Source organism: Streptomyces sp. XY006 (assembly GCF_002237655.1).
GTDB lineage: Bacteria > Actinomycetota > Actinomycetes > Streptomycetales > Streptomycetaceae > Streptomyces > Streptomyces levis.
The window spans coordinates 187130-200115 of record NZ_NOKT01000001.1 but is presented as its reverse complement, the minus strand read 5'-3'; the positions used below and the strand labels follow the sequence as shown (position 1 = coordinate 200115).

The 12986-nt window shown below is 74.0% G+C and carries 10 protein-coding genes; 9 read left to right on the top strand and 1 reads right to left on the bottom strand.

The window, feature by feature from the left end:
• Positions 1–49 precede the first annotated feature (49 nt).
• Complete coding sequence (locus CHR28_RS37630; protein ID WP_179272272.1) at positions 50–211, top strand: hypothetical protein; 162 nt, start codon at positions 50–52, stop codon at positions 209–211.
• Positions 208–855 (top strand): hypothetical protein, encoded by a 648-nt coding sequence (locus tag CHR28_RS00950; protein ID WP_256984051.1) that lies wholly within the window; start codon positions 208–210, stop codon positions 853–855. Before CHR28_RS37630 ends, CHR28_RS00950 begins: the two co-directional genes overlap by 4 nt.
• On the opposite strand, the gene CHR28_RS38695 is transcribed toward CHR28_RS00950, so the two are convergent.
• Positions 815–4171: an AfsR/SARP family transcriptional regulator gene (locus CHR28_RS38695; protein ID WP_306437554.1), complete on the bottom strand. Its 3357-nt coding sequence runs from the start codon at positions 4169–4171 to the stop codon at positions 815–817. The two genes, CHR28_RS00950 and CHR28_RS38695, sit on opposite strands and share 41 nt — an antisense overlap.
• Before the next feature lie 168 nt (positions 4172–4339).
• Here CHR28_RS38695 and CHR28_RS00940 point away from each other — a divergent pair, with 168 nt between their 5' ends.
• The 7 genes from CHR28_RS00940 (at position 4340) to CHR28_RS00910 (ending at position 12980) form a co-directional block, all read left to right on the top strand.
• The gene (locus CHR28_RS00940; protein WP_094051451.1) at positions 4340–4780 is read left to right on the top strand and encodes a hypothetical protein; all 441 of its coding nucleotides are present in this window, start codon (positions 4340–4342) and stop codon (positions 4778–4780) included.
• Positions 4781–5110: 330 nt separating this feature from the next.
• The gene (locus tag CHR28_RS00935) at positions 5111–5623 is read left to right on the top strand and encodes a hypothetical protein (RefSeq protein WP_256984050.1); all 513 of its coding nucleotides are present in this window, start codon (positions 5111–5113) and stop codon (positions 5621–5623) included.
• A 396-nt stretch (positions 5624–6019) separates the two neighbouring features.
• Entirely contained in the window at positions 6020–8149 is a 2130-nt protein-coding gene (locus tag CHR28_RS00930; protein WP_094051449.1) for a hypothetical protein, read from the top strand.
• A 99-nt stretch (positions 8150–8248) separates the two neighbouring features.
• Positions 8249–9769, top strand: a complete 1521-nt coding sequence (gene pelF, locus CHR28_RS00925; RefSeq protein WP_094051448.1) for a GT4 family glycosyltransferase PelF — start codon at positions 8249–8251, stop codon at positions 9767–9769.
• Complete coding sequence (locus CHR28_RS00920) at positions 9766–11184, top strand: hypothetical protein (protein ID WP_094051447.1); 1419 nt, start codon at positions 9766–9768, stop codon at positions 11182–11184. Before pelF ends, CHR28_RS00920 begins: the two co-directional genes overlap by 4 nt.
• Positions 11185–11221: 37 nt before the next feature.
• Complete coding sequence (locus tag CHR28_RS00915; protein ID WP_094051446.1) at positions 11222–12223, top strand: GDP-mannose 4,6-dehydratase; 1002 nt, start codon at positions 11222–11224, stop codon at positions 12221–12223.
• Positions 12224–12266: 43 nt separating this feature from the next.
• On the top strand, positions 12267–12980 hold the full coding sequence (locus tag CHR28_RS00910; RefSeq protein ID WP_094051445.1) for a nucleotidyltransferase family protein: 714 nt from the start codon (positions 12267–12269) through the stop codon (positions 12978–12980).
• Positions 12981–12986: the final 6 nt, after the last annotated feature.

The window sequence follows — 12986 nt, the reverse complement described above, 5'->3', positions numbered from 1 at the left end:
GTGCCCCGCGGGCAAAGGCGCCAACGGGCCATCCGGGCATACTGAGTTCATGTCAGACGCGCAGGAAGAGCACCCGAAGCCGAACGCGGTCCGGGTCAACGAGTCCGGTGTGCTGGAGTACTTCGACGGCGAGCGCTGGGCACCGTATCTGGACCTGCCCGACGACGATCCGGGCCCGCTCGGCGTGGTCTTCCGCGGAGAGGACCGGTGAGCCCCGTGCCACCGGCCGGGTCGTCCGACACGGGGGTGCTGGAGGCGCTGCCCTCGCCCCTGGACTCAGTCGCCGACAGCCGGGAGGCCGCGCGGTGGACCCTCGCGTCCAGCGGTGCCGTGGGCGCCCTGCTGCTCGGCGGCGGCCCGCTCCTCGCCGTCGGGAAGATCGACGACTGGGTGCACGCGGCCTGGGCGGGGGGCGGGCTGGTCGTGGCGCTGCTCGGTGTCGCCTGGGCCGTGTGGCAGACCAGTGAGGTGCTCGTCCCGCCGCTGACCACGCCCGACGTCCTCACCTCGCCCGCGCTGCGGGAGCTGCGGGAGCAGTTCGACGCGGCGCCCGGCTACTACTTCGGCGCGCTGGCCACGGACGTCGAGGACCTCCTGCGGCACCGTCACCTCGCCATGGAGATCAGCCGCCGGCTGGCCACCGCCGGGCCCGCGGAGCGGGTCGCGCTGGAGCGCGGTCTGGCCACGGCCCGGCGCAACATCGCGCGTACGGACCCGTATCTGCGGTGGCTGCTGGCGACCGCGCACGCCTGGCTCGTACGGGAGAAGCTCCGCACGGCCCGGCGGCACACGCTCGCCTCAGCCCTGCTCGTGATCACAGGCGCCGTCGTCTTCCTGGGGGCGACGGCTCGGTGATCCGCCGGGGCTGTTGCGCAGACAACGGCCCTATGAGCCGCCGGGGCCGTTGCGCGCGCGGCGGGCGGGCGTGCACCGCGTGGGCACGTGCAGGGCGGGCGCGCCCCGGGTCGGCGTGCGCCGGGCGGGCAGAGGCGTACCCCGGGCGGGTGTCCGGCGGGGCACCTTCGGCCCCGGCGCCCCGGCGGCCGCTCAAGTCGCGCGTGCCTTCTCGGCCTCCGCGCGGGCCCGCGCCGCCGCCTCGTGGTCGCCGGTCAGGTCGTGGGCCGTGGCCAGCGTGTCCAGGCCGACAGCCAGCCATCGGCTGGAGCCGATCTGCCGCCACAGCCCGACGGCGGCCTCTGCGCGCTTGCGGGCCGGTCCTGGACGGCCCACCGCGAGGTTGGCCTCGGCCAGCGCGTACAGCGTGGCCGCCTCCCCCCCAGAGGTTGCCGAACTCGCGGTAGGTCCACAGGCTCCGGGCCAGCAGTCGGCGGCCTTCCCGGTGCTCGCCCTGCCGTACCAGCACGTCCCCGAGCCAGCAGGTGGCGTGTGTGGCGCTGAGCCGGTCGCCGAGGTCCTCGCTGATCGCGACGGCCTGCCGGTAGGCGTCCGCGGCGGCGGAGTGGGCGCCGAGCGCGCGATGGCTCTGGCCCAGGCAGCGCAGGGCCTGGGCCTCCCCCGGCCGGTAGCCCGCCGCCCGGCTGACCCGCAGACAGGTCGTGAACCGCTCGACGGCGGCCTCGATCCGCCCCTGCTCCAGGTCGATGACGCCGAGGCCGTTGGTCGCGTAGACGAGACAGTTGACGTTGCCCGCCGACTCGGCGAGGGCCGCGGCCTCCTCGAAGTGGCGCGCGGCCGAGGCGTACCGGCCGAGCAGCCGGTGCACATAGGCGAGCCCGGCCGTGGCACCGGCCCGGTAGACCGGGCCCTGGCCCTCGGAGAGCCGCAGGGCCTGTTCGAAGTGGTCCAGGGCCTCCGGGTAGCGGTCGAGGATCGTGGTGAGTTCGCCGAGGCAGCGGTGCACCTTTGCGGCGCTGTGCCGGTCGTCGCTGCTCAGGGCCGCTTTCAGCGCCCGGTTCTGGAGCCTTTCCCAGTCGTCGAAGTGGCTGCCGACCTGGAAGAGGGTGGTGAGGGCGGTGGCGAGCCCGGCGGCGGGGGCGACGCTCTCCGTTCCGTCCAGCGCCTGTTCGGTCACGTCGATCAGGAACCGGCGTTCGTCGTTGAACCAGGCCAGGGGATCGGCGAGCAGCTGGCCGGTCTCGGCGGGGGCGGGCCGCCAGGAGGCCAGGTCCCGCTGGGAGATGCCCTGGAAGTCGACGCTGAGGGCTTCCGCCGCGAGGTCGGCGAGGTGCAGGCTCGCCCCGAGCAGGCGGGAGAGCGCGGCCCCGCGCTCCCGTTCCGGGACGTCCTGCTCCAGGCGTTCCCGGGCGAACAGCCGGACCAGGTCGTGCAGGTGGTGGCGGATGCCGGTGGTGTTCGCCGGGCCGCTCTGTACCAGGTGCACCTCGACGAGGTCGTCGAGGACGGCCTCGGCCTCGGACAGGCTCGTGTCGAGCAGCGCGGCCAGGGCCCAGGCGGCGAAGTGCGGTCCGGGCAGCAGGGCGATCATCCGCAGCGCGTGCCGTGTCCGCGGCGTCATCTGCCGGTAGGTCAGTTCGAGACCGGCCCGCACGGCGATGTGGCCGACGGCCAGCTCGTCGAGCTTGCGCTGCTCGTCGGCCAGGGCGCGCGCCACCTTGGCCAGCGGCCAGTGCGGCCGGGCGGCCAGCCGCGCGCCGGCGACCCACACCGCCAGCGGGAGGCCGCCGCAGGTGTCCACGATCGAGCGGGCCGGGCCCGACTCCGCGTCGGTGCGCTCCCGGCCCAGCATCGCGCGCAGCAGGTCGAGCCCGGTCGCGGGGTCCAGGACGTCCAGCGGGAGGCGGCGGCCGGTCAGCTCCGCCATCGTCGTCCGGCTGGTGACGACGGTGGCACACCGCCCGCCGCTGGGCAGCAGGTCGCTCACCTGCCGGGCCCCGGCCGCGTTGTCCAGGACGACGAGCATCCGCCGCCCGGCCAGCAGGGTGCGGTAGAGGTGGACGCGGCCGGTCAGCTCGGGCGGCACGGCGCCGCCGGGGATGCCGAGCGCGCGGAGGAAGGTGCCGAGGACCGTGAACGGCTCGGCCGGTTCGTCGTCGAAGCCGCGCAGGTCCGCGTGGAGCTGGCCGTCCGGGAAGCGGGAGGCGAGCAGATGCCCCGTGCGGACGGCGAAGGCGGTCTTGCCCACTCCGGCGGGCCCGGTGACCAGCAGGGTGACCGGACCGGGCTGTTCCGCGCCGAGCAGCCGGCAGGCCTTCGCCACCTCGTCCTCCCGGCCGACGAAGACGGGCAGATCCGCCGGGAGGAGCCGGGGCACGAGCTGGCGGGTCTGCGCCGGCTTCGCCGCCGGGCCGCTCGGGCCGGCCGGTTTCCCGGCGGCGGGCGATGCGGCGACGGACGATGCCGTGGCGGGCGATGCCGTGGCGGGTGGCGCGGTCGGCGCAGCAGTGGCGCGGGGCGCGGTCGGCGCTGCGGTGGCGCGGGGCGCGGTCGGCGCTGCGGTGGCGCGGGGCGCGGCGGGGTCCGGGTCGCCGGCGAGGATCCGTTCGAACAGCTGCCGCAGCGGCGGGCCGGGGTCGACGCCCAGCTCGGTGGCGAGACTTCGCCGGGCCTGCTCGTACACGCGGAGCGCCTCGGCCTGGCGGCCGCACCGGTACAGGGCGAGGACGAGTTGCCCGATGACGCGTTCGTCCAGGGGGTACGCCTCGGCCCGGGCGGTCAGTTCGCTCACCATCGCCTCGTGCCGCCCCAGGCGCAGCCCGACGTCGCCCAGTTCCAGCTGCGCGGCCAGCCGCTCGCCGTCCAGGAGGTCGCGCTGGGCGCTGAACCACGGGGTGTCCGCCCCGGCGAAGGCGGCGCCCCGCCACAGCGCCAGCGCCTCCCGCCACAGCGCTTCCGCCTCCGCGTCGGCGGTCGCCTGCCGGGCCCGGCCCGACAGGTGGCGGAAGCGATGCACGTCCACGGCGGCGGGCTCGGCCTCCAGCCGGTAACCGCCGCCCCGCTCCCGGGCGATGACCGTGCCGCCGGCCGCCAGAGCCTGCCGCAGCCGGGAGACATAGCCGTACAGCTTCCGCCGGTCGTACGCCGGTTCGGTGTCCCCCCACACCCGGTCCATCAGCGCGTCGGCCGGCACCGCCCGGCCCGCGTCGACGAGCAGCGCCGCCAGCACGCGCCGCTGCATCGCGTGCCCCACGTCGACCGGGACCCCGTCGCGCCACACCTCGACGGTGCCCAGGACCCCGAAGCGCGTGACCATCACACCCCCTGCGACACCCGGTGGTCTCCACGCCACACTCTGAGCGCCGACGACCTGGTGTTCCAGGCGGATTCAAGCTTTTCCGAAGGTTTGCCGACACCCGCCCCGGCAGCGTGAGCGGCACGTCCCCGGACGTGCCGCAACCGACACACGGACAAGGAGCTCACCATGCGTGTACGTCATTCCCTCGCCGCTGCCACCCTCGGCGGCCTGCTCGCGCTCGGCGCGGTGGCCGCGCCCACCCACGCGGCGCCCACCCACGCGGCGCCCGCCGGGGCCGGCGCGAGCGCCGCGGACCAGGCACCGGACTGGACGCCGTCGAACGCTCCCGCCGGCGCCCAGGCCTGCGGGGTGGAGCCCACGACGAACGGCTACGGGGGTGCCACCGTCTCGAAGTCCATCTACCTCAGGACCGGTCCGAGCAGCGCCTGCGACGACATCTACCCGAAGCTCCTCGTGGGGCAACGGCTCGGCGGCTGGTGCTACTACAGGAACTCGGCCGGCAACCTCTGGTACTACGTCAGCACCGGAGGCGCGGCGCCGTACGGCTGGATCTACGGCGGGAACATCACGGGTGAGGAGACCATCGAGACCCGCTGCAACGTCTGACGCGGGCCGGTCAACGCGATGAGGTGACACCGCCCCGCCGGGGTCCGCCGGGTCCTCCGGCACCCCGGCGGGGAGCCCCGGCTGATCCGTAACGCGCCAATGTCGTCTCCGCGCCTGCCCGCGGGAGCCGCCGATGTCCGGCCCACCGCACCGCGCCCGCGCCACGCGCGCCACCTGGGCCGATGTCCGCCCCGATCCGGGCTCCACATCTCCGTCACACCGGCTTCACGCCGTGAACACTTCCGGCCGGGCGGTGGGCGGGGCCCGTTCCGCGGGGCAGACGCCGCGGCCGGGCCCTGCCTAGCCTCCCTGGCCATGCGATCACCCCTGATGAGACGTTTCGGTCTCGGAGCCGTCCTCGCGCTCTTCCTCGCCGTGTTCGGCCTGGCCCCCGGCGCGAGCGCGGCCGACCCGGCACCGGCCGAGCTGACCTTCGCCACGGACAGCGCCACCACCACGCCCGGCGGCACGGTCAACCTGTCGATGACCCTGAAGAACAACAACACCTACGACGTCTGGTTCGTCTACCAGACGATCGAGCCGACGTGGCTGACCACGCAGCGCCCCGACCTGAAGTACACCTTCTCCGGGTGCAGCCTGGCCACCGCGAGCGGCGCCGCGCCCTGTTCCGGGACCGGCCCGGCCAACCTCGGCGCCAACTACGGCACCACCATCCCGCCCGGGCAGAGCCGCACGGTGACCCTGAAGCTGGACATCGCCGCGGACTCCGGCTGCAACGGCAACATCGGCTTCTACTCGTACTTCTACGCCGAGTTCAGCGACTCGACGAACGTCAGCGGCGGCCCGGTCTACACGCCCGTGACGCGCGTGCTCTGCCCCTGACGCCCCCGGGGAGACCACGGCCGTGACCTGAAAGATGCCCTGGCCAGGTATACGGTCCGGTCTGGACCACTGGCAGGACGACCGGCGGGCCCCGTGGGCCCGCCGGTGCGGCGTACAGGACCCGGACCAGCGCCGCAGGCCCGGCGCGGGCTTTGGAACCCTCTCCCCCGGTGACCGCGAACGACCGGTTTCGCTTCCGGAACCACCCGCTTCGACACCTGCGCTTTTTCGTCATGTTGCGCAACATGACCGCGAAATCTCCACAGAGACCTCACTATGTGACGCGAACGGATGCGTGACGAACCGGCTTCTGAGGGGGACGCCGGCGGCACGCAAGGGGGTGCGTCCGCTCCACGGGAGCCGTGCTCGCCCCTGCCCGGGAGGGGACTTCACCGCATGAAGCGGACCTTACGCACCACCGTGATCACGGTGGGCGCGCTCATCGCCGCACTGGGCCTGCCGGCCGGAGCGGCACACGCCGACCCCACGCCCCGCATCGACCTGCGGGTGCTGGTGGTGAGCGACGGCGGCCCGTCCACCGACGCGATAGCCGCCGAACTGGCCGCGGCCGGCACGCCGTACACCCGGATCGACCTCACGCAGCCGGGCCGGACCGTGATCGACGCCGACTTCCTCGCGGACACCGTCGACGGCCGGCCGCGCGCCCGGTTCCAGGCCGTCGTGCTGCCCAACGACAACCCGTTCCCGGCCGGTTCCGCCGAGATGGCGGCACTCACGGCGTACGAGCGGACGTATGACGTCCCCCAGGTCGACGCGTACACCTACGCGCGTCCCGAAGCCGGTCTGCAGTACCCGGTCCACGGCGGCTATTCCGGCAGCCTCGACGGCAGGCGGGCGGAGGTGACCGCCGCGGGCAAGGCGGGGCCCTTCGGCTATCTCGACGGGGCGGTGCCCTTCGAGGACAACGACCCGGCCGTCGGCGAGAGTTACGCCTACCTGTCGAAGCCCGTCGCGGGGGCCGACTTCACCCCGTACGTCGAGGCGGCGATCCCCGGGCAGCCGGGCAAGGGCACGCTGGTGGGCGAGTACCGGCACGACGGGCGGCGCGAGCTGGTCGTCACCTTCGTCTACAACCAGTACCAGCAGCAGTTCCGCCTCCTGGCCCGCGGCATCGTGGAATGGATAACCGACGGTGTCCACCTGGGCGCCGCGCGGAACTACTTCTCCGTCCACGTCGACGACGTCTTCGCCGCCGACGACCGGTGGAACAGCACGCTCAACTGCACGCCGGGCGACGTCGACTGCACGGACCCCGACGCCACACCCGACCCGATCCGGATGACGCCCGCCGACGTCGACCACGCCGTCCAGTGGCAGACCGGGAAGGGCTTCACCCTCGACTTCGCCTACAACGGCGCCGGCAGCGTCGACCACCGCGAGGACAACAACGGCACCGACGCCCTCGCCGACCGGCTGATCGCGCGCCGGGGCGAGTTCCGCTGGATCAACCACACCTACTCGCACCCCTTCCTCGGCTGCGTGCAGGACACCACGGTGGTGCCGTGGAAGTGCGCGACCAACCCCGACGGCAGCACCAAGTGGACGAGCCGCAACGAGATCTCCGACGAGATCGCCACCAACCGCGTCTGGGGCCGGAGCGCCGGACTGCCGCTGCTGGACGACGAGTTGGTCACCGGTGAGCACTCGGGCATGAAGGTGCTGCCGCAGCAGCCCGAGGACAACCCCAACCTGGCGCTCGCCCTCGACGACAACGACATCGCCTGGCTCGGCTCCGACAACTCCCGTGAACCCGACCAGCGCCGCGTCGGCCCCGCCACGACCGTCCCCCGCTACCCGATGAACGTCTTCTACAACGCCGGGCGGGCCGCCGAGCAGGTCGACGAGTACAACTGGATCTACACCAGCCGCGCCCAGGGAGGCAGCGGCATCTGCGAGGACAACCCCGAGACCACCACGTGTCTGCCGGCGCCCCTGGACACCGCCACCGGCTACGCGGACCACATCGTGCCGCTGGAGACGCGGATCGCCCTCGGACACGTCCTGGCCAACGACCCCAAGCCGCACTTCATCCACCAGTCGAACCTGGCCGAGGACCGCATCGCCTACCCCGTCCTCGACGGCGTCCTGGACGGCTACGCGGCCCTCTTCGCGGACAACACGCCCCTGGTGAACCCGAGGATGCGCGACATCGGCGCCGAACTGCGGCGCCGGGCGGCCTGGCAGACCGCGCTGCGCGCCGGTGAGGTCACCGCCTACCGCGTCGGCGGCACGGTCACCGTCGAGGCGCCGGACGGACTGGCGGTCACCGCCACCCTGCCCACCGGCACCACCCTGGCCGGCGCCGCGTTCGGCGAGGCATACGCGGGAGCGGTGTCCGGCTGGACGCCCGGCACGGGCACGCCGCTGACGCTCACGCTGCCGGCGTCCACCCCGGCCCCGGCCGCCGACGACACCGCGGCACCCGCACCCGCCACCCGCCCCGCACCGCGGACCCGCATCCCCGCGGGCGTCACCGACCCGGTGGGCCACACCGCAGACGGCTGAGCGGCGCCCACGCGCCTCCTTCCGACCGAACGTCCCGGCCGCCCCGTGGCGGCCGGGACCGGCCCGAACCACCCCACACCTCAGCCGTGGAGCACAACGATGCCCGTTCCCCACGGCGCGCGACGCACCGCAGCGACGCGCGTCACCCTGCTCACCGAAGGCACCTACCCGCACAGCCACGGCGGCGTGAGCGTCTGGTGCGACCAGCTCGTCCAGGGCATGCCCGACCTCGCCTTCGACGTCATCGCCGTCACCGGCACCGGGCGTGAACCGGTCGTCTGGGACCTGCCGGCGCACGTCACCGGCGTGCTGTCCGTCCCGATGTGGGGCGCCCCGCCCGAGGGCCGCCCGCCCCGGGGCCGGGCCCGCAACCAACTCGCCGCCGCCTACGAGCGGTTCCTGACCGCCCTGCTCGACCCGCGCGCCGAGGACGGCTTCGCGCCCGCCCTGTACGCGCTGGCCCGGGCGGCCGCGGACGGGACGCTGAGCCCTTTTCTGCGCGGGGACCGGGCCGTCGCGATCCTCACCGCGCTGTGGAACCGCCCCGGCCTCGCCGTCCGCGAGGCACGGCCGACCCTGCACGACGCCCTGACCGTGACCGCCCTGCTGGAGCACGCCCTGCGTCCGCTGGCCGCCCCGGCGCCCGAGAGCGGGGTCGCGCACGCGGTCAGCGGCGGGGTCGCCGTGCTGCCGGGCCTCGCCGCCCTCGAGAACCACGGCGTGCCGCTGCTGCTGACCGAGCACGGGGTCTACCTGCGCGAGCGCTACCTCGGCTACCGCACCGCGCCCTACCGCTGGCCGGTGAAGGCCGTGATCCTCGGGTTCTTCCGGCTGCTCGCGCGGGAGAGCTACCGCCGGGCCGCCCTGATCACCCCGGGCAACCGCTACAACCGGCTGTGGGAGGAGGAGGGCGGCGCCGCCCCGGAGTCGATCCGCACGGTCTACAACGGCGTCGACCCCGCCGCGTTCCCCGCGGCCGGACCCGAACCGGACACGCCCACGCTCAGCTGGGCGGGCCGCGTCGACCCCATCAAGGACCTGGAGACCCTCATCCGCGCCTTCGCCCTGGTCCGCGCCCGGCTCCCGCAGGCGCGACTGCGGTTGTTCGGCGGGACACCGCGGGGCGGAGAGGCCTACCGGGAACGCTGCGAGGCCCTGGCCGCCGAGCTCGGGCACTCGGACGCGGTCACCTTCGAAGGGCGCGTCGACGACATCAAGGACGCCTACGCCGCCGGCAACGTCGTGATGCTCTCCAGCATCAGCGAGGGCTTCCCCTTCACCCTGATCGAGGCCATGTCCTGCGGCCGGGCCACCGTCTCCACCGACGTGGGCGGGGTGCGCGAGGCCGTCGGCGACACCGGGCTCGTGGTGCCGCCGCGCGATCCGCAGGCCATGGCCGGCGCCGCGCTGGAACTGCTCGGCGATCCGGGCCGGCGCAGGGCCATGGGCGAGGCGGCCCGGCTGCGGGTCATCGAGCAGTTCACCCTGCGCCAGACCATCGACACCTTTCGCTCCGTCTATCTGGAACTGGCCGATCCGAAGAGGGAGCCGACGGTCATGCCGCCCAGGGTCACGATGGCGGCCCCGGCCGTCGACGGCGCCGAGAGCCTCGCCCTGTGAGCGGGCCGATATCCCTCGAACCCGGGGGTTCCGAACAGGACACGCTGGCCATCCGGCTGGCCGCCACCCGCCCGCCGCGCCGCCGGCCACGCTGGGCCCTGGACGACACCACGCTCGCCATCCGGCTCCCCCGGCGCGGACCCGACGAGGCGGCGGTCAGCGAACTCGCCGCCGAACTCGCCGACCGCATCGGCCCGGCCGTCCACCCCTACGAGGTGGCGGCGCTGCTGGAGGCGGAGGGACTGTCCGCCTCGGTGATCAACGAACGCTACGGTCACCCGAACCTGTTCTCGCTCGCCTCCGCGCTGTACGACCGCGTGCCGCGCACCTTCCCCGAACCCGCCCCGCCAGCCGACCCCTGGCGCCCCGACACCGTGCGCTGTCTGCTGCGGGGCGTGCTGTTCGCCCTGCCCGGGCTCGCCTACCTGCTGACCGCGCCCCTGTGGGACGCCGGCGGGTACGCCCCCGCCCTCGTCGTGGCCGGAGTCGTCTCCTGGGCGTGGGGGCAGGCCCTCGGTCACCGGGCCCATCTGCGGCTGGCGGCCGGGCGCCGGGAGGCGGGCCGTACCCTCCTGGCCGGCGCGCCCGTGGGGGCGGCGGTGGCCACGGCGGTCGCCGCGCTGCCCGCGGGCGGCGGACCGGTGACCCTGGTGGCGGCCGCGCAGTCGGCCTATCTGGCCGCCGCCGGTGTGTTGTTGGTGCTGGGCAGGGAACGGCTGCTGCTGGCCGCGCTCAGTCCGCTGCTCGCCGGCGCCGCCGTCCTGCCGTGGTGGGAACCCGGTCCCGCGCTCCGCGCCGGGCTGCCCCTGCTGGCATTGCTCGCCACGCTCACCGTCACCGGCCTGGTCCTGCGGGGCGCCCTCGCCGTTCCCGCCGTCGCCGGTGCCACCCGGCCGCGTCTGCTGTGGTCCCTGCCCTACGGTCTGTTCGGACTGGCCGCCGCGGTGCTGGTGCTGCTGGAAGGGCGCGAGGAACCGTACGCCGTCATCGTGCTGACCCTCAGCATGGGGCCCGCGGAATGGCTGCTGTACCGCTACCGCGGGCTGTCGGTCGCCGCGCTGCGGGTCACCGCAACGCCCTTGTCGTTCCTGCTGCGCTCGGCCGGCATCCTCGGCCTCTGTCTGCTCGGCTACCTCGCACCGCTGCTGCCCGCGGCCTGGCTCACCGGCGCCGACCCGGTCGCCCTGCTGCTCCTCGCGGCCGTCCTGTGGACCGCGCTGCTGCTCCAGGCGTTCGGGGCGGCCTGGCCGTCGGCCCTGATCTGCCTGGCGGCGGCCGCCGGAGCCGGCGCGGTCGTGCTGTTCCGCCTGCCCCCGGGCACCGGCCTGGCCCTGCCGCTCGGCTGCGGCGCCGCCGCCCTGTGCCTGGCGGCGTGCGCCCTGTGGCTACTCGGCCGGCCCGCCCCGCACGCCTGATCCCCGACGTTCCCAACCCTACGAAGGGACACCCCTGTTGACCTCCGCACCGCTCGCCGCCGTCACCGGAGCCGAAGGCTTCATCGGCTCGCACCTCACCGAGGCCCTGGTCGCCTCCGGGCACCGCGTCCGCGCCATGGCCCAGTACAACTCCTTCTCGTCGTACGGCTGGCTGGAGACCCTGGCCCCGGACGTGCTGGACCACGTGGAGATCGTCCTCGGCGACGTCCGGGACCCGGGCTCCTTGCGCGGCCTCCTCGACGGCGCCGACACCGCCTACCACCTGGCCGCCCTGATCGCGATCCCCTACTCGTACCAGGCCCCGCACAGCTACGTGGACACCAACGTCACCGGCACCCTCAACGTGCTGGAAGCCGTCCGCGCCCTCGGCACGCCCCGGCTGGTGCACACCTCCACCAGTGAGACCTACGGCACCGCGCAGACCGTGCCCATCACCGAGGACCACCCCATCAACACCCAGTCGCCGTACGCCGCTTCGAAGGCCGGCGGGGACCGGCTGGCCGACAGCTACCACGCCAGCTTCGACACCCCGGTCGTCACCCTGCGGCCCTTCAACACCTTCGGGCCGCGCCAGTCGATGCGCGCGGTCATCCCCACCGTCATCGGGCAGGTCGCGGCGGGGCAGCGCACCATCACGCTCGGGGACCTGCGCCCCACCCGGGACTTCACCTTCGTCAAGGACACCGCCCAGGCGTTCCTCGCCGTCGGCACCGCGCCGGCCGAGCAGGTCGTGGGCCGGACCTTCAACGCCGGTACCGGCGGGGAGATCTCCGTGGGCGACCTGGTCGCGCTGATCGGCAAGGTGATGGACACGCCGCTCGACGTGCGTGAGGACGAGGCGCGCATCCGGCCTGCCAACTCCGAGGTCATGCGCCTGGTCGCCGACGCGAGCCGGCTCGCCGCCGCGACCGGCTGGCAGCCCGCGCACACCCTGGAGGAGGGCCTCGCCCACACCGTGGCGTTCTTCCGCGACCCGGCCAACCTCGCCCGCTACAAGACCGGCATCTACAACATCTGACCCTGTCCGGCACGTCAGCGCACGTTCACGAAGGAGGAGCCCCATGCACGCAGTGATCCTGGCGGGAGGCAAGGGCGTCCGGCTGCGGCCGTACACCACGGCGCTGCCCAAGCCGCTCGTCCCCATCGGCGACCAGCACGCGATCCTGGAGATCGTGCTGCGCCAGCTCTCCACCGCCGGCTTCACCAGCTGCACCATCGCGATCGGCCACCTCGGCGAGATCATCCGCGCCTACGTCGGCGACGGCTCCCAGTGGGGCCTGTCCGTCGACTACGCGACCGAGGAGAGCCCGCTCGGCACCATGGGCCCGCTGCTGACCCTGCGCGACCGGCTGCCCGAGACCTTCCTGGTGATGAACGGCGACGTCCTGACCGACCTCGACTACGCCGACGTCCTGCGGCGCCACCGGGACTCCGGCGCTCCGCTGACCATCGCCACGTACGCCCGCAAGGTGCACATCGACTTCGGGGTGCTGACCACCGACGCCAGCAAGGTCGTGGCGTTCACCGAGAAGCCGAGCATGGACTACCGCGTCTCGATGGGCGTGTACGGTCTGTCGCGCTCCACGCTGGAGGGGTACACGCCCGGACTCCCGCTCGGCTTCGACGAGTTGGTCCTCGACCTGCTGAAGTCCTCCAACCAGCCGCACGCCTACGAGTTCGACGGCTACTGGCTGGACATCGGCCGCCCGGACGACTACGACCAGGCCAACGCCGAGTTCACCACCCGCAAGTCGCTTCTGCTCAAGGGAGCCTGAGCACGC